The organism is Fibrobacter sp. UWB2 (assembly GCF_002210425.1).
Taxonomy (GTDB): Bacteria; Fibrobacterota; Fibrobacteria; order Fibrobacterales; family Fibrobacteraceae; genus Fibrobacter; species Fibrobacter elongatus.
Genome location: NZ_MWQK01000001.1, coordinates 726953 through 748517 on the forward strand (window position 1 = coordinate 726953; position 21565 = coordinate 748517).

The following is a 21565-nucleotide window of genomic DNA, read 5'->3' on the forward strand; positions in this document are numbered from 1 at the left end:
TTTGTTGAATATTCACAGAATCCTTGCCCATATCAGCAATGAATATATATACAACTTGATTTTAATAAACAGAGATGTACCTTTGCTAATATCAAGCAATGCCAATAGTTTTGATGGATATAATTCGTCTAATTTATAAAAGTAATATTTGAATAAAGAATGGTCTTTCTTCAACATTATCAATAAATATTTTCTCATAGACCTAACTCTACAGATATTATGCCTAATCAAGAATTTTTCTTCTCGGAAAAACACTTCTGCCCTTGTTTTCAATTCACCTGGCTTGGTGCAAAATTCTGCACTTAATGATTTGGGACGAAAAGTCACGACATATAGGGTTATATTTGCAACCTTGATGATTCCTGCATGATAACCAACAAGCATGGAAAAATATACATCAGCCGAATACACTACTTCGTCAAATCGGATATTGTATTTAACAACTAAATCCCTTTTTACCATCTTGGCCCATGGAACAAACAACTTAAATCTTACAGGCCATTCATCACCATCTTTCAAACACTGATCAATCTTTCTATTCATCCAAGAACATCGATTTGATTCTATGTTTATATTCTCCGAAAGAACCGCCTTGTTTTTGAAGTATATGACATCTGCTTCCGAATCAACGTATGAGCTGATGATGTCATGCATATCTTCAACAAAGAAGTCATCCGCATCGGCAAACAGCAGCCATTTGCCTTTAGCATGCTCCAGTCCTACATTCCTGGCATAGCCAGTTCCTCCGCCCTTAGTCGTTCTGACAAACTCCAGATAAGGGCGTGACAGCTCTGAGTATCTTTCCAAATAGGTGTCAGCACCCACACTGTTGTCATCCACCACAATCACCTGGATATCCTCAGATACAGGTATTGACCTCAAGCATCGCATCAGCAAATCCGGAATGCCTTTATGGGGTATGATGATACTATACGTTGGAGTCATCGTTTTAATATTTGCGACAATACTTACAGAATCCTTGTCCATACTAAAAATGAATATAAATAGAATTTAATCTTGAATCTTAGGGGTTTGTTCTTGCAAAAATCCCGCAGTGCCGATAACTTTGACGGATAAATCTCATCAAGTTTAAAGAAGTAGTATTTGAACAGTTTCCGGTCATTATTGAACATGAGTAACAAATATTTTTTCATGGACCTTTCCTTACACATTTGATGCTGATGCAAAAACAGATCAGAACGATAATGCACTTCTGCCCTTATTCTTAACTCATTTGGTTTAGAACAATAATTAGCCACTAACGAATCGGGGCGGGAAGTCAAGACATAAAGGACTTTATTAACTACCTCAATAGTTTCAGCATGATATCCTACAAACAAAGAGAAAAACGCATCATTTGAGTATCTTATTTCTTCAAAGCGGATGTTAAATTTATTAATCAAATCTCTTTTGATCATCTTACCCCATATAGGACAATACATAAATCTTAAAGGCCATTCGTCGCCATTCGCATAATAATTATTAATCATTCTATCAATATAAACATCCCTATCAATCTTTATTTTTATATTTTCAGAAAGAACAGATTCTTTCTTGTAATAAATGACATCAGCTTCCGAGTCTGCATTTGAAGAAATGATATCATACATATCTTCCACATAAAAATCATCGGCATCAGCAAACAGTAGCCATTCACCCTTTGCATGATCCAATCCTATATTGCGAGCATAGCCAGCGCCTCCACCTTTTGTCGTTCTGATAAACTCCAAATAAGGACGCGACAGTTCAGGATACCTCTCTAAATATGTATCGGCATCTGGACTGTTATCATCCACCACAATCACCTGAATATCCTCAGATACAGGTATCGACTTCAGACAGCGCATCAGCAAGTCTGGAATATCGTAATGAGGTATTATGATGCTAAATAACATCTTACTCATTTATAGGTAGACTTATTTATATAGTTTATCTAGGGAAGACCGAAAAGATTTCATCTTTCTTCTTTTCAACAACAGAAGGCTCTATGCAATAATCATCTATAATAGACTGAATAGTTGGCCAAGTGGTTGTCGTCACATCTATAGGGTTGTCTTTCAATCCATATGATGAATAATAGTCGGCAAACTTAAATCCGTCACCCAACATTCTCTCTCCATAAGGATACAAGAGTATATGCTTATTGGGGATATGAAAACTATCTGCTACTATCAATCCATGCAAACTACTTGACAATATGGTTTCACATGATGCTATTTCCTTGACCACATCTATTGGCTTCTTTCCCAAATCAATGATTACTGAATCAGAATATTTTTTCTTCATTTCACCAACAAATGGCGAATCCTTTTCTTTGTAATGAGGAATAATTCCTAAACGATATTTCTTTGGCGGTTTTTCACCAATCCATCTGTCAACAAGCAATCCTCCATCACCTGTAGGTATATTAAGATCTTCTCCTAAAACTCTCTCAACTCTATTTTTAGAAAGATTTCCTCTCAATGATAAAAACTTAAGATTTCTAAATTGAACTATATTCTCTTCTTTAGTATTATAATCCATGAAACCAGTTCCCCAAATATAAAAAGGATCAATATTGAATAATTTTATTATTACTTGTTTTATTTGTCTTTTAAAATTGACTGAATACAGCGCACGAAGTCGAAGTGCAGATGATAAAGAACTGCCAATGGCAAATATATTACTTTCTTTTTTACTTACTCTTTGAACTTTAATTTGAAATAAAGACTCAAGCATGTCTTTATTAAGCAAATCACCCATGTTTGGTATTTGAGGATAGTAAATTCTATATTCCATCACTAATGTCTATCAAATTATTAATTATACTGATTCCAGGCCCCAAAAACCATCCCTTGAAAGGTTGATTGGGTGCGCAAATTGGTCATAAAAACCTTCAACACGGATGGTCTGGCAATTGGGCGCTTTAAAAAACACCTGACAATTGGGTTCGTATAAAGCCATGTCTATGGTATAAGCGCCATCAGCCATGTATTTGGGAAGACGAATGTGGCGCTCAATGGCAAATTCACTAGGTGGAATATCGTTAAGATGCCCTTTATAACGACCTTCCATATAACATGCCATTGGAGTTCCATCCAACTTTTTTATGACCAACTTGATGTCACACCTCATGGGTTCACTGGTATTACCCTTGACAAGCACATCAAATACTTCCTGACCATGGTTGAGGGATGTGAAGTTATATGGCGTGTTGTTTATCTGGATTTCGCTAATTTTCAAGAAACTCTTGCATTCTTGGATGCAATCGGTCATCAGTTTCTGTTCCTCCGCTTGAGAGGTAGATGATTCCTTATAATGATTGACGGCTTCATCGACTGTGCCGATGAAAGCCGTCATGCCATCGCGAAGGACGACACCCTTCTGACAGAGACTACGGACTGCAGCCATATTATGACTTACAAAAAGAACAGTCCTTCCTTGCCCTTTCGACACATCCTGCATCTTGCCGATAGCTTTCTTCTGAAATTCGGCATCGCCTACGGCCAGTACCTCATCAACTACCAGAATCTCTGGCTCCAAATGAGCGGCAACAGCAAACCCTAAGCGCACCTTCATACCCGACGAATAGCGCTTGACGGGGGTGTCGATATAACGCTCGCAACCAGAGAAATCAACGATTTCGTCGAGTTTGCGGGTAATCTCTGCCTTGGTCATGCCCATGATGGCACCATTCATATAGATGTTCTCACGACCTGTCATCTCTGGGTGGAAGCCTGTACCTACTTCAAGCAGTGAGGCAATACGACCGCAGACGTTAATCTCGCCAACGGTTGGAGCAGTCACACGAGAGAGTAATTTCAGCAAGGTACTCTTACCTGCGCCATTCTTGCCAATGATGCCTACTACATCGCCTTGCTCCACACTGAAATTGATATCCTTCAGCGCCCATACAAAATCGCTGTCGCCCTTCGTGGAACGTATGTTGGTATCGCCAATCTTCAGGAAGGGATCTTCCTTGCCCAAGACATTCATGGCCCACCAACGACTCAAGTCATTTTTGAAGGTACCTGTGGATACCAGCCCCAAGCGATATTGCTTGCCTACATGATTAAACTCAATAGCCTTCATACAGTATCCATAAAATTACGTTGTACCTTATTAAATATAACGACGCTGAATAGCAGCAGTACACTCATAAACAAGAAACTATAGCCTAAGGCGAACCATGAGAAATAGCCCTGTCCCAACGTGGCATACTTGAAAGCCTCGATAATGGAGGTCATCGGGTTGGCCATAATCAGTGTGCGTAGGGGCCCTTCTTCCACCATGCTGAGTGGATAGACAATAGGCGTAGCATACATCCAGAGTTGGACGATAAAGGTGAAGAGAATCGTGAAGTCGCGATACTTCGTGGTAAGCGAGGAGATCAGAATTCCAAAGCCAAGACCAAGGCCAGCCAGCATCATGACCAAGAGGGGAGTAAGCAGAATAGTCCAATTAGGGGCAATCGGAGCACCCTTCACAAAGAAATAGAGATAGAGCACCACAAAGAGTCCTACCTGAATGACAAATCGCAACAGATTGGATATCACCACAGCGATGGGCACCACCAAACGGGGAAAATAGACCTTGCCGAACATATTCTGGTTGGCTACGAAAGTGTTTGACGACTGGTTCAGACAGTTAGAGAAATAGAACCAGCAGATGTTGCCAGCCATATAAAACAAGGCCTGGGGCATCCCGTCGGTACTCATCTTAGCAATATTTCCAAACACCACCATATTCATGATAACGGTCAAAATGGGTTGTATCAGATACCAAAGCGGCCCCAGTATGGTCTGCTTATACTGCACCACGATATTGCGCCTGACGAACAGTTCTATCAGGTCGCGGTAATGCCAGATTTCCTTGAAATCAATATGCCACAGTTTTTCATGTGGCTTAATTTTCATTGTCCAGTATTGTTTTTGCTCTGTTTCAGACATAATTGGATTACAATAAAAATAAGAAAATAATACACATTTTGTTACCATGCGCAAGAAAAACAAACATATTGGGAATAAAATATTACTATCATTCTCAATAAGAAGGAATTTCACTATGAATCTGCATTTTTTCAAGACGGTTTTTGCGGTGGCGCTGGTGGCGGGCGCGGGTTGTTTTTTCGGTTGCAGTTCGGAAAAGGCTCCCGAGATTGAGAACAACACGCTTGTCAACGTGTCTTACGACCCGACGCGTGAATTCTATTCCAATTACAATCATATTTTTATGAAGCATTGGAAAGAGGCGACCGGCAAGGATGTGAAAATTACGCAGTTCCATGGCGGTTCGGGCAAGCAGGCGCTTGAGGTGGTGAACGGGCTTGAAGCGGATGTGGTCACGCTCGCGCTGGAATACGACGTGAACATTGTCCGTGACGCAGGGCTTATTGAAAACGGCTGGGTCAAGGAATTTCCGCACAACAGCGCTCCTTACACTTCGACTATCGTGTTCCTCGTGCGCAAGGGGAATCCCAAGAAAATCAGGGACTGGAACGATCTCGTCAAGGACGGCATCGGCATCATCACGCCAGATCCCAAAACTTCAGGCGGCGCGCGCTGGAATTATCTCGCGGCTTGGGCTTATGCAGAAAAGCAGTTCAACGGAGATGAGGAGCAAGTCAAAGATTTCATGAAAAAGCTTTACCAAAATGTTCTTGACCTCGCTTCGGGTGCTCGCGGTTCCACGAATACGTTCATTGAAGAACGCAAGGGCGATGTGCTGCTTTCTTGGGAAAACGAGGCGTTCCTTTCGCTCAAGGACTACCCCAAGGATTACGAAATCGTGATGCCGAGTGTGAGCGTTTTGGCAGAGCCTTCTGTCGCGATTGTAGATAAGATTGTAGACAAGCGCAACACGCGTAAACTTGCGACGGAATACCTGAATTATCTATACTCCGATGAAGCGCAGCATGTTGCGGCAAAGCATCATTACCGTCCGACAAACAAGGCGATTCTTGACGAGTACAAAGAATTCGATCAGAATGTCAATCTGATTACGATTGAGCATTTTGGCGGTTGGGATAAAGCACAAGCCAAGCACTTTGCCGACGGCGCCATTTTTGACCAGATTTACGAGAAAAATTAAGCATTTCAAAGTGCAAATAAAGTAACGAAATCCTAGTTATAGAAGGACCTCGTTCAATAGCTGAGTGAGTTTTTTTATAGCAACCAAAAACCTCTTTCCTATAGAAAATACCTATTAAAAGCCATATAAAATTAGTATTGGACAATTACACATTTGCGTTCTATATTTACCCACAAAATTTATAGGATTATGTACGGAGAATGTTGAATGGATTTTAATACGACTTTATTGCATCATAATTTTGAAAGTGAACGAAGTACCGGCTCTACGCTTACCCCTATTTATCAAGTCAGTGCATTTTCGCAAGAATCCGCAGAGAAACTCGAAGCTGTTTTTAACAATAGGGCTCCGGGTTTTGCATATACGCGCATTGGAAACCCCACGACAGATTCTTTCGAAAGGCGCATTGCATCTCTTGAAAAGGGCATTGGCGCCATAGCCTGCTCGTCGGGCATGGCTGCCGTGACGATGTCGCTCTTGAACATTTTGCAGTCCGGCGACGAAGTTATTGCAAGTACGGCATTGTTTGGCGGCACGATCGACTTGTTCCACGATTTGGAAGCATTCGGCATTAAAACCCGTTACGTCACAGAAGTTACCGCTGAGAGCGTTCGTTCGCAATTGAGCGATAAGACCAAGGCAGTTTTTACAGAACTTATCGGCAACCCGAAACTCAATGTCGTTGATATTCAAAGCGTTGCAGATGTCGCACACGAAGCAGGCGTCCCGCTGATTGTCGACAGCACGACGGCAACTCCTTACCTTGTTCATCCTTTTGACTTTGGCGCAGATATCGTTGTCCACTCCTCTTCCAAGTACATCAACGGAAACGGCAGTGCCATCAGCGGCATCATCGTCGATAGCGGAAAATTCAAGTGGGATTACACCAAATACAAGGGCTTGGAAGAATACAAGCGCTTTAGCAAGTTTGCGTACCTCGCAAAGCTCCGCAACGGCGTCTGGCGCAATATTGGTTGTTGTCTCGCACCCGCGACCGCATTCCTGAACTCGCTCGGGCTTGAAACTCTCGGACTCCGCATGGAACGCCTTTGCGATAACGCACTGCAGCTCGCTGAATTTTTGCAGGGTTTCGAAGGCATCAAGGTCAACTACCCCGCATTGAAGGGCAATCCCTATTACGATCTCGTTCAAAAGCAGTTTAACGGCAAGGGCGGCGCCATCATCTCGATTGACGCAGGCTCCAAGGAAAAGGCTTTCAAGCTCATCAACAACTTGAAATACGCTACAATTGCCACCAACATTGGCGACTTGCGCACACTCGTCATCCACCCGGATAGCACGATTTTCACGCACAGTACCAAACTGCAAAAAAAAAACGCAGGCGTTTTCGAAGGTTCCATCCGCATCAGCGTAGGTATTGAAGATATTGCCGATCTCAAGGAAGATTTTGAACAAGCTATAAAGCAAATTTCGTAGAAGGACAGCCCCCAAAAGGTGTCATTCTGAGCGAAGCGCAGCGTAGTCGAAGAATCCGCGAGTAACCTATAAAAAATTTTAATAACTCAGCATAAAAATTAAGTATTGGACAAGTTAAAAAACGCGTTCTATATTTAGCATCAAAATTAAAGTACGGAGATAAAAAATGTCAGAAGAAATTAAAGTAGACGATACCGTCGACGTCACCGACGTCAAATGCCCCACTACATTTGTCAAGGCTAAAGTCGCTATCGAAGAACTTGACGAAGGTCAGATTCTCGCGATCCGCCTGAACGACGGCGAACCGGTGCAGAATGTGCCGCGCAGCCTCAAGGAAGAAGGTCACGAAATTCTCAAGCTCAACGACAATCAGGACGGAACCTTTACGCTCTTTGTGAAAAAAGTCGGGGATTAAGGAGATTCCCGCTCGGAGGCGGGAATGACAAAATCAAAAAAATTTCAACCCATAAGGAATTTCAAACATGATTATTACCGTAGCTGGAAACAAGAAAGAAGTTAAAGACGGCCTCACCGTCGCAGAACTCATTGAACAAGAAAAGGTCGAAACGCCGCAGTATGTGACCGTTTCCCTGAACGATGAATTTGTCGAAAACGACAATTTCGCAACGACTGCTCTCAAGGACGGCGACAACGTCGAATTCCTCTACTTCATGGGAGGTGGTCAGTAATGGCTTTTACTAACGAACAACTCGAACGCTATTCCCGCCACATCATCCTCAAGGAAGTGGGCGCAAAGGGCCAGAAGAAGCTTTTGAACGCCAAGGTGCTTGTCATTGGCGCAGGTGGCCTCGGTGCTCCTGTCGCTATGTACCTCGCCGCCGCAGGCGTTGGCACCATCGGCATTGCCGATGCAGACGTCGTTGACCTTTCCAATTTGCAGCGCCAAATTATCCACGCGACAAAGGACGTGGGCAAGCCCAAGGTGCAGTCTGCCAAGGAAACGATGGAAGCGATGAACCCGGATGTCAAGGTGATTACGTACCACACGTTCGTCACTAGCGAAAACATCATGGACCTCATCAAGGATTACGATTTTATCATTGATGGAACCGACAACTTCCCGGCAAAGTTCCTCATCAACGACGCTTGCGTCATGGCAAAAAAGCCGTTCTCTCACGCGGGCATTATCCGCTTCCAGGGGCAGCTCATGACGTACGTTCCAGGTCAAGGTCCGTGCTACCGCTGCGTCTTCAAGGACCCCCCTCCGAAAGATGCCGTGCCGACTTGCAAGCAAGCAGGCGTGATCGGCGCTATGGGCGGTGTGATTGGTAGCCTCCAGGCAATGGAAGCCGTCAAGTACATTCTCGGTGTCGGCAATTTGCTCACGGGCTACTTGCTCACCTACAATGCGCTCACGATGGAATTCCGCAAGATCAAGCTCCCGACGCATACGAAGGATTGCGCAGTCTGCGGTGACCACCCGACGATCGACCATCTGATCGACTACGAACAAGCCGTCTGCGAGATGAAGCACTAAGCGAGTCGGAAGTAGGAAGTAGACGGTAGGAAGTGTCATGCCCGATTTAATCGGGCATCTCCCTTTCAACACAAGAAGGAGATTCCCGGTCGGAGCCGGGAATGACAAACAAGGCGAATGTTGCGACAAAACGCTTGAGTTTTGGCATAGCTGAGCCGCAAAATCAAGCCACGAAGTGGAATGACAAGCAACAAAAAAAGGAATTTCAATGATTACAATTTCAAAAGATGATTATCAAAAAATCCTGGAGCATGCCCAGAAGAACCTCCCCGAAGAGGCTTGCGGGCTGATAGCCGGGAAAATTGAGGGGAACGACAAGCATATTGAAAAGGTTTACCTGCTCACGAACATAGACCATTCCAATGAGCACTTTTCGCTTGACCCCAAAGAACACTTAGCCGCCATCAAGGACATGCGCCAAAACGGCCTATCCCCGCTTGGCAACTGGCATTCCCACCCCGAGTCCCCGTCGCGCCCGTCGCAAGAAGACAAGCGCCTCGCTTTCGACAGCAAGGCTAGCTACTTGATTCTTTCGCTGATGGATCGTGAAAATCCGGTGCTCAATTCGTTCCATATCGAAGGCGACAATGCCTCGAACGAAGGCTTGGTAATCGGGTAAAGGTCTCCGTACAAACGGCGCCCCTGGGATCCTTCTGAAATTCCGATTCCGGGGGCGCTTTTTTATAGGGGAAATTTTAATGATGGCCAAATATAGTAAAAACATTTATGAACAAATGGTTTTAGCAGCCAAAAAAGCATATCCGAACGAATGCTGTGGCATTTTGGTGGGTAAAAAGTCCGAACAGAGCGAAACCGAAGTGACCGAAATTCGCGAAGCCGAGAACCAGTTTCAAGGGCAAAAAGCAGTCCACTTCAAAATAGACCCGCTATATCTTTACCACTTGGAACAAGAACTTGATCCGCGCGGTCTTGAAATTGTCGGCATTTACCATTCGCACCCCGACTGCCCCGCCATTCTCTCCAAAGAAGACGAAAAATACATGGTCCCCGGCCTCGAATACGTCATCATGTCCGTACAAAACGGCGAAGTCGTGGATGTGAAAAGCTACAAGAAGGCGATGCCGCCACTCAATAGGAATAACTAATGACTATTGACCAATGACTAATAACCATAAACTATTGACCACAGACCAACAGCTATCTGTTATAGAAAAAATCAATAAGTCCGCATAAAAATTAAGTATTGGACAAACGCGTTTTTACGTTCTATATTTCAGCACGAAAAAATCCTACAACTATTGTGGGAAAATTTGTACGGAACAACCACTTTTTAATGTACGGAGAAAAAAGTGAGAATTTATATATCAGCAACCCTTAGGAATTTCTTCGGGAAAAACGCGCAAGTCAGCGTCCCCGAAAACACGGTTAGAAAGGCTCTCGCCAATTTAATAAGTACTTATCCAGAAGGAGAAAAAGTCCTTTTTGATGAAAACAACAAGCTCAGAAGTTTCATCAAGATCTACCTCAACGGCAAGAATTTAAACGTCGAAACACTCTGGGACGCCACACTTGAAGACGATTCCGAGATTCTGCTTTTGCCCGCCATCGCAGGTGGCGCACCGATTGAAGAATCGCAAAGCAAACACGTCGAAAGCTTGATTTCTGACGAAAGACGCAAGGAAGTCGCTTTTGACGATAGCGAAATTGAACGCTTCGGCAAGCACCTGATGCTCAAAGACATCGGCGTCAAGGGCCAAAAGCGCATCAAGGCCGCAAAAGTCGTCGTCATTGGCGTTGGCGCACTCGGCTCTCCGGTGATCCAGTATCTCGCCGCCGCAGGCGTTGGCACCATCAAGGCCATCGACTTCGACGAAGTCTCGCTCGAAAACTTGCAAAGCCAGGTATTGCACGGCACACGCGACATCAAGCGTCCGAAGGTCGCCTCAGCAAAGGACAAAGTCAAAAACATCAACAAGAATATCGTCTTTGAAGCCGTCAAGGAACAGCTCGACGCATCGAACATCGAAGCCGAAATTGAAGGCTACGATCTCGTTATTGACTGCACGGACAACTACAAGGCTCGCTACCTGATCAACGACGCTTGCGCTCTGCACGGCATTCCGCTTGTGTTCGGCGCGATTTACCAGTTCGAAGGCCAAGTCGGCATTTTCAACTTGGATGGCGGTCCATGCTTGCGTTGCCAATACCCATCCCCTCCGCCGGCAGGGCTCATCCCCTCCTGTGCCGAAGGCGGTGCCATCAGCCCGCTCCCGGGAATCATCGGCAGCATCCAAGCAAACGAAGCGCTCAAGCTCATCTTGGGAATCGGTGAACACCTGAACGGCAAAATTCTCCACGTGGATAGTTTGTACTTATCTTCGAGAATTTTCAAGGTCGAACGCGATTGCCATTGCCCGATTTGCGGAATCAATCCGACAATCACAAACGTCGAAGATATCGACTACGAAGACCTTTGCGGATTGAAGACCACAAACGAAACGCCTGTGGAAGGATTCACGCCCGAAGAACTAGCCAAGCGCATCGACAACGGCGACGACATCACAATTGTTGACGTCCGCGAACCGCACGAACGCGCCATTTTGCGATTCCCGAACGCCATCGTGATTCCTATCGGACAGCTCGTTCGCAGACAAAAGGAACTCGATCCAAATAAGGATACGATTTTCATTTGTAAACAAGGCAAGCGTAGCGAACTTGCCATCAACACCTTGCGCGAAGCGGGTTACACCGGTCCTTTGTACAACTTAAAGGGCGGTATTGATGCGATGAAGGACATTATGTTCTCACACGAAGGCGCTTGGTTATAACGTAGGGCATTAAATAGGGGAAAGCTATGTCAAAAAAATTTTTCGTCAAGGGCAGATTCTCGTAACAACAAAATAAGCTTATTATTTTCTAACATTCACACATAAATACTAGGAAAATAGTTTTAAACACAACTAACAATAAGAGGTAAACCATTATGGCAAATGAAGCAGAAAAGAACACGGGCCTTAACGCCCTCGGCGCCAAGGCCGCTTACAACCTGGCGAACGTCACCAAGACCAAGCCGCAATTTGGCGCGCTCACGCCCAAGTGGCTCACCAAGTTCCTTGAATTCAAGGGTCTCGAAACAGGTCTTTTCCGTGTGAACAAGGTCGTCGAAGGCCAGACACCGCTCGACGTTCTTTGCAGCGCTACCAAGAAGTCCGATATCATCCCGGAAGGCTACGTCGAATACGAAACCGAACCGCGCGAATACAAGCTCAATTCCATCTCCACGATCATCAACGTCAACACCGCTATCGAAGACGTTTACAGCTCCCCGTATGATCAGGTTCAGGAACAGCTCGGTCTCGCTATCGAATCTCTCCGCGAACGTCAGGAAAGCCAGCTCATCAACAACGATGACTACGGCCTCTTGAAAAACATCGCTGACTCTCAGCGCATCCAGCCGCTCCGTGCCGATGGCCGCCCGACTCCGGACGATCTCGATGAACTCATTTCGAAGGTTTGGAAGGAACCGTCCTTCTTCCTCGCCCACCCGCGTGCTATTGCCGCTTTCGCCCGTGAATGCACCCGCCGTGGCGTGCCGCCTGTCGTTGTAGACCTCGCCGGTAGCAGATTCCTCACCTGGCGCGGCATTCCTCTCGTTCCGACCGACAAGCTCCTTGTCGATGGCGTGAAGAACCCGAAGTCTCAGGGTGGCAAGACCAACATTCTCCTCGTCCGTACTGGCGAAGCCAAGCGCGGCGTTATCGGTCTCTTCCAGGCCGGTCTCAAGAACGAACACTCCCGTGGCCTCTCTGTGCGTTTCCGCGGTATCGACAACAAGGGCGTTGCATCTTACCTCTTGTCTCTGTACTGCTCTGCCGCAATTCTCGCAGACGACGCTATCGCCGTGTTAGAAGATGTCGAGGTTGGCGAATACTATGACTACGAATAATCCAGAAACCAGATCGCTGGAAGAACTCGCCGGAGTTCCCAATGCGGCTGAACTGGAGCAATTGGCAAATGCGTATTTTCCGGATTTGACGGATAGCGCATATGCAGCAACCCCCGCCGCTCCCGAAGCGCAGAATGCATCTGCCGCTCAGGGCGTCAGTGCAGCTCAGGGTGCCGCAGCCATCAGCCAGACTCCAGCCTTCGACTGGGAACACCCCTTTGCGACCTATGGCGACCAGCCGACATCCTCGGCTCCGTTTGCCTATGGCGGAAGTTCTACAGACACCTGGCTCAACACGGTTGAAGCTCCTGCGGTTCCCGAATCGCAGTTTGCATCGCAGCTGAGCGATATTCCGACAGCCCCCGCACCGGCTCAGGGTTACTCCCCGAAGGTCGTGTCCAAGACGCAGGCTGCCGAAGCTAGCCGCCAGATCGATGCACCGACTTCTCTCGGTGGCGATTCCGTGAAGACGGGTTCTGCAAACAGCGGCGCAAATTCTCGCAACGATTCCATCCGCATCGGTTCCAAGACGCTTGCCCAGATCCGTTCTGACTTCCCGATTCTTTCGAAGCAGATCAACGGCCATCCGCTCGTTTGGCTCGATAACGGTGCAACGACGCAGCGCCCGCAGGTCGTCATTGACCGCCTCAAGTACTACTACGAAAACGAAAACTCCAACGTGCACCGTGGCGCACACACACTCGCGGCCGCATCGACTGACGCCTACGAAAACGCACGCAACATTGTTCGTGACTTTATCGGCGCTCCGTCTTCTCAGGAAGTTGTTTTCGTTCGCGGTACGACCGAAGCCATTAACTTGGTTGCAAACGCCTACGTGAAGCCGACGCTCCAGCCGGGTGACGAAATCATCGTCTCCATTTTGGAACACCACGCCAACATCGTGCCGTGGCAGCTCATTGCCGAAGAAACTGGCGCGATTATCAAGGTGATTCCGTGCGATTCTACCGGTCAGCTCAAGCTCCATGATTACGAAGCTTTGTTCACGAAGCGCACCAAGTTCGTTTCCGTGACGCATGTTTCAAACGTGCTCGGCACTGTGACCCCGATTGAAGAACTCATTGCCATTGCTCATAGACACGGCGTGAGAATCCTCATTGACGGTGCTCAGTCCATCGCTCACATCCCGGTAAACGTTGCAGCCCTCGACGCAGACTTCTTCGTGTTCTCTGGACACAAGGTGTTCGCTCCGACCGGCATCGGCGTTGTCTATGGCAAGAAGGAATTGCTCGAAGCGGCAAGACCTTACCATGGCGGCGGCAACATGATTGCGGACGTAACGTTTGAACGCACAATTTACAACGGAATTCCGAACAAGTTCGAAGCTGGTACCGGAAGCATCGCCGACGCTGTTGGCTTGGGTGCAGCTCTCCAGTACCTCTCCGAAATCGGGATGCCGTGCGTATTCCGCTGGGAACATGAACTGTTGCAGTACGGCCTCAAGGAATTGAAGACTGTCAAGGGAATTCACCTTGTAGGAACCGCACTCAACAAGGCTTCTGCGCTTGCCTTCAAGCTCGACGGTTATTCCGACGAAGAAGTGGGCAAGAGACTCGACGCATACGGCGTTGCCGTTCGCACCGGGCATCACTGCGCTCAGCCAATTCTCCGCCATTTCGGCTACGAAAGTACCGTGCGACCCACTCTCGCATTGTACAACTCACCGGATGACATCGACGCCCTCGTAAGAGCGTTGAAGACATTCGCGTAAAACATAAAGTGGTTGGCGGCATCGTGTGCTCGCCGCCAGCCACTTATTTCTTTAATAATCAAACACCCTTATGCACGAATTAATCCAAGAATCTGAAGTTGAAAAAGCCGTACAAATTATTTTTGACGATTACAATCGCGGCAAGCATATCGACAATATCGATATTTACAATCGACCCGACCAAGCCGAGATCCAGACGATTTTGCAAAATCTGATTCGAGTCGTTTACCCCGGACACTTCAGAGATCGTTCGCATAAGATTTACAACCCTAAAAATAGCTTTGCAGTTCTTATCGAAGATACGTTTTACCACCTCCACAAACAGGTGGCAATTGCGCTAGATTACTGCAAATTGCGCGGTTCCATGACCTCGGACGAGCGCAAAATCGAAAGCTATAGAATCTGTAAGGAATTTTTCGCCAAGATTCCGCAAATCCGCGAATTCCTGGAAACCGATTTACACGCCGCTTATGACGGCGATCCCGCTGCCGGTTGCCTTGACGAGATTATCCTCGCCTACCCCGGCCTCATGGCGACAACCATTTACCGTATCGCCCACGAACTTTATCTTTTGCACGTTCCGGTTCTCCCGCGACTCATGACCGAATATGCCCATTCCAAAACGGGCATCGACATCCATCCGGGTGCAACCATCGGCAAATACTTCTTTATCGATCACGGCACAGGCATCGTGATTGGCGAAACCGCAGTCATCGGCAAGAACGTCAAGATTTACCAAGGCGTCACGCTCGGCGCACTTTCAACTCGCGGCGGACAAAAGCTCTCCGGCAAAAAGCGTCACCCCACCATTCAAGACAACGTCACTATTTACGCGGGAGCCTCCATTCTCGGCGGAGATACCGTTGTTGGCGAAAACGCAATTATCGGCGGCAACGCCTTCATCACGCGATCCATCGAGGCCAACACTCGCGTCAGCCTCAAGAATCTTGAAATGGATTACGTTTCAACCACCAATAGCAAGCACAAGACAGAAGAACTCCAGCAAAGCGACGAGTGGTATTACATTATTTAGTAGGAAGTAGGCGGTAGGAAGTAGGAAGTGGTTTGTAGGAAGTAAAAAGGACAAAACCCGCACTCGGACGAGCACGGGTTTTCAATTTATTTTAAGATAAGATTATCGAACAGTTATGCGTCGCGTTTCATGACCGACTCGCAAGAGGTACATGCCCGCACGAGGAACGGTTATCAAGCTTTCGCGACCCAAGGACTGAACTTTTGTAATCAGCCTGCCCTGGGCATCCAGGAGATACGCCGCCTGCGTAGCTCCTTGCACGGTAAGCACACGACCGTCGACAGTGACATTGAAATGCGGAGCAACCGTAGCGACATTCAGCGAAGTCGTGCCCTGCTCCGAGCTAGAGCTCGAATCAACTTTGCTAGAACTTGATTCAACAGAACTAGAGCTAGACTCTGCAACCGCTCCATTTGCACCAACAACCATAATAGTTCCGTTCTTGGTCGCATTTGTCGTAGCCCCAGTTGTCGTTACGGTAAAGTTGTACGCCCCCACAGCAGCATTTTGAGCGACCGTACCTGAGATGTAAAAATCAGTTCCCTTCATTGTTCCAACAACACCATCAGGCAGTCCCGTAACAGTCGCACCCGTGGCGCCAGCGACAGTAAAGTAGAATTCTTCGATAGATTCACCTTGCTTGACTTCTTGCTTGGCGCTACCCGAGCCGTGCTTAGTAAGCGTCGCCGTTCCAGAAACAACCTCCCCCTGCGAGGAACTAGATACAGCCTGCGAGGAGCTGGACTGCGCGACACTGCTGCTGGACTTTGCGACGCTGGAGCTAGACACCGCGACACTTGAACTAGACACAGCCACGCTGGAACTAGACGCTGCTTCGCTTGAAGAAGATGCGGGCGTTACCGTTTGAGATTTTCCCGGATCAGGGAGCGTTGCACCTGCATACAGCTTAATAGAATCACGAAGGGCATAAGCCTTTGCCTGCGTACTCACATCGGTCAGGCTCATGGAATAGCTCGGCTTGAACGCCGTACCCGTACCGTCCTGCTTCTTCTTCACGTTCTCTTCGTAATTTTCAATCATTTGCGCCGCCGTAATGGTACCATCGCTCGTGTAAAGGTCAAGCGCCTTCTGCACACCGATAAACACGTTCCTTTCAATGCGGATATCAGCCTCGACTGCTGCACGCACGCAATAGCTCGCATTCTTGCTATCGAAGAGGTTGTTCGCCACATGTACCTTGCCAAAACGCACACGCGGCATGCGTTCCACCACGCCGTCAGCCCACCACGTATGGTGAATCGTGACATTTAGGTGCCCACGGTCGCTCGTCTTTGTCTTGCTGTTGCCAATCAAGTTGCTGAACTGGTGACCTGTCGATGCAGAGGTATAGCTGAACTTGGTCCAAGAAATCGTCACGTAGTCCGAAGCATTGGTAATGTCCAGGTTACCGTCGTGACCGTCATACACGTCGACATGGTCAATCCACACATTCTTGGATTCGTGATTCACTTGGAGACAATCTTCATCATCGTCATCGTGCGCACCCACACCCTTGAATTTCAGGTTGCGGATGATGACGTTCTTCGAGCCGCTCAGTTTCATGGCGCTACCCGAAGCGGGCTGCGCAATGATGGCGCCCTGGTAGCCGTAAATCGTCACGTTGCTACCGACTTCCACCGGACCCATGTACGTACCCGGCTTCACGTAGATAATCTTGTTGCCCGCCTTGGCGTAGCTCTTGAGGTCGTTCACGTTGTCGACCGTAACCTCGGAGTAGCCCTTGCCGCCCGTAGTGCCACCATTCTGCGTGGCAAAACCCGCCATCGGAAAATCAGGCGATGTCACCGCAAACGCAGGAACAGCAGCCGTTGTGACAGCCAAAGCCGCAAAAGTAGCGGCAACACCAATCGATTTAGAGAACAAATAATTCATAAAACATCCCTTTTTTTCCTTAAATTTATGCCGAAAGACAAGGGAAAACATCAAAAAAGAGGACCTCCCAACTCAAAGTGTCCTCTATAGACAACTCCGTTTTAACCGAAAAATCAATTACGATCCACTCCTTGCACGAAAAGGCTTGCCCCCCTAAGGAGCAAGCCTTTAGTGTTTAGGAGGAAATTCAAGGGAAAGGCTATTTTTCGTAGTAGGTCATGCCATTCGGGAGGGTAACTTCGGTCATGCCGCTCACATCTACCTGGGACACAGAGCTGACTTCGCCACCGTAAATAATCATGCTACCAGAAGAGCTAGGCTTGAAAGCGGCTTTGCTAGAACCATACGCCGTACCAGCCGTGTAGCTTGTAGCAGTGCAATAAGGATACTCTTCGGTTTGACTTCCGAAACCAAGCAACACGCCACCATTGATGCTAAATCCATTATCCGTGTCAATAAGTCCGCCAGCCGTATTCGTGGAGCAAGAGCTAGAGCCGCCCCAGCTTCCGCCCTGATTACCGCCCTGATTTCCTGGAGCAAACATTGCGCTAGACCTTCCACTAGAACCGATTTCAAGGAGCAAAACGCCTCCGCTCATTGTTGCCGTTCCATTGGCATCAAGCACATCAATATCGTTACCCGCCGCATAGAGGTAATGGTAACCGCCACTGATAATGATATAACCCTTGGAGCCGCTCATCATGCCAGTCGGGCCGCCGCGGCCACCCCACTGAGAACCACTCGATGAGTTGGCATCAGCCGAGCCTCCCGCCGCATTCCAAGCATCATCGCTTGCAACCGTCGCCGTCTTTCCGCCTTCTGCCCTGATGTAGAACGCTTCAATACCTTCGACAGCCTTGGTGATGTTGATGGAACCATCAGAGATGCGCAATGTTGAATCGGCATGGATGCCGTCATCGCCCGCAGAAATCGTTGTGCGTCCACCGTTAAAATAAATGTTCATGTTGGAATGGAGCCCATCATCGCCGGATGTCACGCTTGTTACGCCACCATTGATGTAAAGACGATTATCCGTAGCAATACCTTTTCCCTTGCTGTTTACGGTAATAAGCGGTGTCGAGGTAGAATCCGCAATCAAGATGTAGTTGTAAGCCAGGATGCCATCATCGCCTGCATTGATGTTGAACTCACCACCAGTAATAATCACAATTCCCTTTTCTTCCGTGACTACACCTTCGTCGTCGCCCTCGTCGCTCTTGATTCCGTCGCCATTTGTTGCAGTCAGTTCAAAATAACCGCCCTCAATATTTACAGAGCCCTTGCCCTTGATGGCGTGATTTTTGGCTTTGACTGTAATTTCGGGCAAGTCACGAATGCGCAAATCGTTGCTGCAATGAATTCCGTTGTTGTAGTTTCCGGTTACGGTCAACGCGCCGCTACCCTTAATCGTCAAGTCATCCTTGGCATAGATAGTCGCATTTGTCGTGTCGCTGGAACCGTTAGACTTTGTATAAGATTTCGTGCGGGTAGAAGCATCTTCAAGAGTATTCTTTGTCCCATCCACCAACAATAAAAATACCTTGTTCGCATTTTGAACATAAATTGGAGCGTCAGAGGCGCTTGCAAGTTGCAAACCATTCAAGTACAGATAAACATTGTCTGTACTCCCAGCGTTAACGATTATTTGGTTGTCGTTCGAACTGCCGGTAAGCTGGTAATTTCCTTGGCAGCTGATGGTAATGGTCTTTTCATTTTGAGCAATGCAACCATTGTCATTCGAGACCGAAACGGATGCGTTGGTAAAAGTAATAACCGGATCACCAGAAATTTCGGAAACCATTACAGGATCCGAAGCCACTTGTTCAACAACGACTTCTTCGGTCGTAGAGCTTTGACTAGCCGAAGATGATTCCGGATTAGAGACCACCGTAGTTTCACCGGCAGAATCTGATTCAGCAGCATTCGGGGCAACAACACCCGTAGAATCTACGCTGCTATCACCACAAGCGCAAAGCGTTAGAGCAGCGCACCAAACGATGTTTGATAATTTCAATGTTTTCATATATCACCCCATTTTTTCTATAAAAGTAGCTCCGGCACAATCGTAAAAAAAGTGATACAAACATATTTTTGAAATACGCGCAATTTTCTTTTGGGACGAAAAGTTCCATACGGAACAAAACACCCCAACAACAATTACTCCAACTAAGACCAACTTTCTTTTGAACGTGCCTTAAATTTTTCTACAATTGGCGTAGAGGAATTATGAGCGAAGATATTTTGCAAAAAATCGTGCGGATGCGCCGCAAAGACATCGATAGACTTGGACTGAATTTCAACATTGATATTCCCGAGGCGCGTCGCGTTGGTCATACTGAATTTTTGGGTAACGCAGGAGCCATCCTTGAGGTCAAGAGGGCTTCGCCATCCAAGGGAGACATCGCACCGGACTTGAATCCGGTGGAACTCGCCACGACTTACGCCGAAGCACACGCTCAAGCCGTTTCCGTGCTGACCGAAATGAACTTTTTCAAGGGCTCGCTCCGAGACCTGATTGCCGTTGCAGACTTGATGGAACGCCGCCGTCAGCAGGGCTTGCACACTTGCGCTGTCCTCCGCAAAGATTTCCTTTTATTTGAAGACGAAATTGACATCGCTTATCGCTGTGGCGCCGATGCCGTACTACTCATCGCCCGCATCCTCGACGACGAACAGCTCGTGAAAATGGCACAGCGCGCGCAGAAGTTCGGCATTCAGGCATTCGTTGAAGTCCGCGAAGCTGATGATTTCCGCAAGCTCTCCGTTGTGACAGCCGCTCTCGGTGATGCAGCCGCCAAGACGATCGTCGCAGGCGTCAATTCCCGCGACCTCGCCACATTCCACACGGACCCGCTGATTCCCGCAAGCGTTCGCAGCAAGCTCCCCGCCAAAGCCGTTTTTGAATCGGGCATTCTGAGCGCCGCCGATGCGACATACGCCCGCAATCTCGGATTCACGGGAATTCTCGTCGGTGAAGCTGTCGCCAAGAATCCGCCGCTCGCCAAAGACGTGGTCAGCGCATTCGAAAGCGGATGCGAAAACGCCCGCGGGCAGTTCTGGAAGAAATTTGCCGAACGCAAGTTTGCCAATAACGAGACTCGCGCCGCCTCATCACAAGATGCGCGCCGCCCGCTCGTGAAAATCTGCGGCATCACCCGTGAAGAAGACGGTCTCCTCGCCGCCGAACTCGGCGCCGACATGCTCGGTTTCGTGTTCAGCACCACCAAGAGGCTCACCACCGAAGAATTCGTAACGTCATTCTCGACCAAGCTCCGCGCAGCTCGCAATGACGGATCTCCGCTTCTCGTTGGCGTGATTACCGACCCGAATTCCGCCGAAGGCAAAACCGCCATCAAGCTCGCCCAAGAAGGCGTACTCGACGCGGTGCAGTTCCACGGCGTTAATCCGCACAATTCCATCGATGACGCATCCAGTAATGCCCTCCCCTACTACTGCGCAGCACGCATAGGCGCCCCCGAAGATTTTGATTACGTCGCAAGTCTCCGCAAAAACGGCGAACCCCGCATTTTGCTGGACGCCAAGGTCGAAGGCATCCCCGGCGGCACCGGCAAGACCATCCCCGAATCGCTCCTCCGCGAAAAAGCAAACGGAGCCCCGCTCTGGCTCGCCGGCGGCATCAATCCAGAAAACGTCGCCACCCTCTGCGAAAAGTTCCACCCCGAACTCATCGACGTATCTAGCGGCATCGAAGACGCCCCCGGCATCAAGAATCACGACAAGATGAAAGCGCTGTTTGCGGAATTCGCTGCAAAATAGCATTCAAGAAATTGCGATTACAAGTAAAGCCTATCCTCCGAGATAGGCTTTTTCTATACCGCGCCAAAATCGTACCAAAAATTTACAAAAAAGTTATCGTAACCTATTGACAATCAACGACTTACATTATATATTGATATACGTAAAGGTGAAATCGGTAATCCACTCAGACCGCTTGCGGGAGGGGTTCCCGTAAAACGGAACGGATTCACTGGTTTCATC

General features: G+C 47.8%; 19 protein-coding genes. 12 read left to right on the forward strand and 7 right to left on the reverse strand.

What is annotated here, in order from left to right:
* Positions 1 to 12: 12 nt before the first annotated feature.
* From B7982_RS03115 to B7982_RS03135, 5 genes are read right to left on the reverse strand one after another with little or no spacing between them, the layout of a single operon-like run.
* Positions 13 to 987, reverse strand: coding sequence for a glycosyltransferase family 2 protein (locus B7982_RS03115; RefSeq protein WP_088659492.1), 975 nt, complete (start codon positions 985 to 987; stop codon positions 13 to 15).
* The gene (locus tag B7982_RS03120; RefSeq protein ID WP_088659493.1) at positions 969 to 1904 is read right to left on the reverse strand and encodes a glycosyltransferase family A protein; all 936 of its coding nucleotides are present in this window, start codon (positions 1902 to 1904) and stop codon (positions 969 to 971) included. Before B7982_RS03120 ends, B7982_RS03115 begins: the two co-directional genes overlap by 19 nt.
* 25 nt (positions 1905 to 1929) lie before the next feature.
* Positions 1930 to 2742 (reverse strand): polysaccharide pyruvyl transferase family protein, encoded by an 813-nt coding sequence (locus tag B7982_RS03125; RefSeq protein WP_073424438.1) that lies wholly within the window; start codon positions 2740 to 2742, stop codon positions 1930 to 1932.
* A 60-nt stretch (positions 2743 to 2802) separates the two neighbouring features.
* Positions 2803 to 4071 (reverse strand): ABC transporter ATP-binding protein, encoded by a 1269-nt coding sequence (locus B7982_RS03130; protein ID WP_088659494.1) that lies wholly within the window; start codon positions 4069 to 4071, stop codon positions 2803 to 2805.
* Complete coding sequence (locus B7982_RS03135) at positions 4068 to 4928, reverse strand: ABC transporter permease (protein ID WP_073424706.1); 861 nt, start codon at positions 4926 to 4928, stop codon at positions 4068 to 4070. Before B7982_RS03135 ends, B7982_RS03130 begins: the two co-directional genes overlap by 4 nt.
* Before the next feature lie 115 nt (positions 4929 to 5043).
* Here B7982_RS03135 and B7982_RS03140 point away from each other — a divergent pair, with 115 nt between their 5' ends.
* The 11 genes from B7982_RS03140 (at position 5044) to epsC (ending at position 15673) form a co-directional block, all read left to right on the forward strand.
* Positions 5044 to 6069 carry a sulfate ABC transporter substrate-binding protein gene (locus B7982_RS03140; RefSeq protein ID WP_088659495.1) on the forward strand — a complete coding sequence of 342 codons (1026 nt, stop codon included), beginning with the start codon at positions 5044 to 5046 and terminating at the stop codon, positions 6067 to 6069.
* Between the two features lie 207 nt (positions 6070 to 6276).
* Positions 6277 to 7506, forward strand: a complete 1230-nt coding sequence (locus B7982_RS03145) for an O-acetylhomoserine aminocarboxypropyltransferase/cysteine synthase family protein (RefSeq protein ID WP_088659496.1) — start codon at positions 6277 to 6279, stop codon at positions 7504 to 7506.
* A 166-nt stretch (positions 7507 to 7672) separates the two neighbouring features.
* Complete coding sequence (locus B7982_RS03150; protein ID WP_012820007.1) at positions 7673 to 7921, forward strand: sulfurtransferase TusA family protein; 249 nt, start codon at positions 7673 to 7675, stop codon at positions 7919 to 7921.
* 67 nt (positions 7922 to 7988) lie between these two features.
* Positions 7989 to 8195, forward strand: a complete 207-nt coding sequence (gene thiS, locus B7982_RS03155; RefSeq protein ID WP_085490177.1) for a sulfur carrier protein ThiS — start codon at positions 7989 to 7991, stop codon at positions 8193 to 8195.
* Positions 8195 to 9004 (forward strand): thiazole biosynthesis adenylyltransferase ThiF, encoded by an 810-nt coding sequence (thiF, locus tag B7982_RS03160; protein ID WP_088659497.1) that lies wholly within the window; start codon positions 8195 to 8197, stop codon positions 9002 to 9004. The genes thiS and thiF (B7982_RS03160) overlap by 1 nt, the downstream gene beginning before the upstream one ends.
* Before the next feature lie 208 nt (positions 9005 to 9212).
* On the forward strand, positions 9213 to 9623 hold the full coding sequence (locus tag B7982_RS03165; RefSeq protein WP_088659498.1) for a M67 family metallopeptidase: 411 nt from the start codon (positions 9213 to 9215) through the stop codon (positions 9621 to 9623).
* Between the two features lie 82 nt (positions 9624 to 9705).
* Positions 9706 to 10110: a Mov34/MPN/PAD-1 family protein gene (locus B7982_RS03170; RefSeq protein WP_255396725.1), complete on the forward strand. Its 405-nt coding sequence runs from the start codon at positions 9706 to 9708 to the stop codon at positions 10108 to 10110.
* A gap of 204 nt (positions 10111 to 10314) precedes the next feature.
* Positions 10315 to 11793 (forward strand): thiazole biosynthesis adenylyltransferase ThiF, encoded by a 1479-nt coding sequence (thiF, locus tag B7982_RS03175; RefSeq protein ID WP_088659500.1) that lies wholly within the window; start codon positions 10315 to 10317, stop codon positions 11791 to 11793.
* A gap of 155 nt (positions 11794 to 11948) precedes the next feature.
* A complete protein-coding gene (locus B7982_RS03180) occupies positions 11949 to 12911 on the forward strand; it encodes a family 2A encapsulin nanocompartment shell protein (protein WP_088659501.1) in 963 nt (320 codons plus the stop codon).
* Complete coding sequence (locus B7982_RS03185; RefSeq protein WP_088659502.1) at positions 12898 to 14640, forward strand: cysteine desulfurase; 1743 nt, start codon at positions 12898 to 12900, stop codon at positions 14638 to 14640. Before B7982_RS03180 ends, B7982_RS03185 begins: the two co-directional genes overlap by 14 nt.
* Positions 14641 to 14710: 70 nt before the next feature.
* Positions 14711 to 15673: a serine O-acetyltransferase EpsC gene (gene epsC, locus B7982_RS03190; protein WP_073424450.1), complete on the forward strand. Its 963-nt coding sequence runs from the start codon at positions 14711 to 14713 to the stop codon at positions 15671 to 15673.
* Positions 15674 to 15775: 102 nt separating this feature from the next.
* Here the strand turns inward: epsC and B7982_RS03195 are convergent, their stop codons facing one another.
* Together B7982_RS03195 and B7982_RS03200 are read right to left on the reverse strand one after the other, a co-directional pair.
* Positions 15776 to 17566 carry a polysaccharide lyase family 1 protein gene (locus B7982_RS03195; RefSeq protein ID WP_088659503.1) on the reverse strand — a complete coding sequence of 597 codons (1791 nt, stop codon included), beginning with the start codon at positions 17564 to 17566 and terminating at the stop codon, positions 15776 to 15778.
* Between the two features lie 199 nt (positions 17567 to 17765).
* Positions 17766 to 19589, reverse strand: coding sequence for a carbohydrate-binding domain-containing protein (locus tag B7982_RS03200; protein WP_088659504.1), 1824 nt, complete (start codon positions 19587 to 19589; stop codon positions 17766 to 17768).
* A gap of 203 nt (positions 19590 to 19792) precedes the next feature.
* Here B7982_RS03200 and B7982_RS03205 point away from each other — a divergent pair, with 203 nt between their 5' ends.
* Complete coding sequence (locus B7982_RS03205; protein WP_088659505.1) at positions 19793 to 21343, forward strand: bifunctional indole-3-glycerol phosphate synthase/phosphoribosylanthranilate isomerase; 1551 nt, start codon at positions 19793 to 19795, stop codon at positions 21341 to 21343.
* The last annotated feature ends 222 nt before the right edge of the window (positions 21344 to 21565 follow it).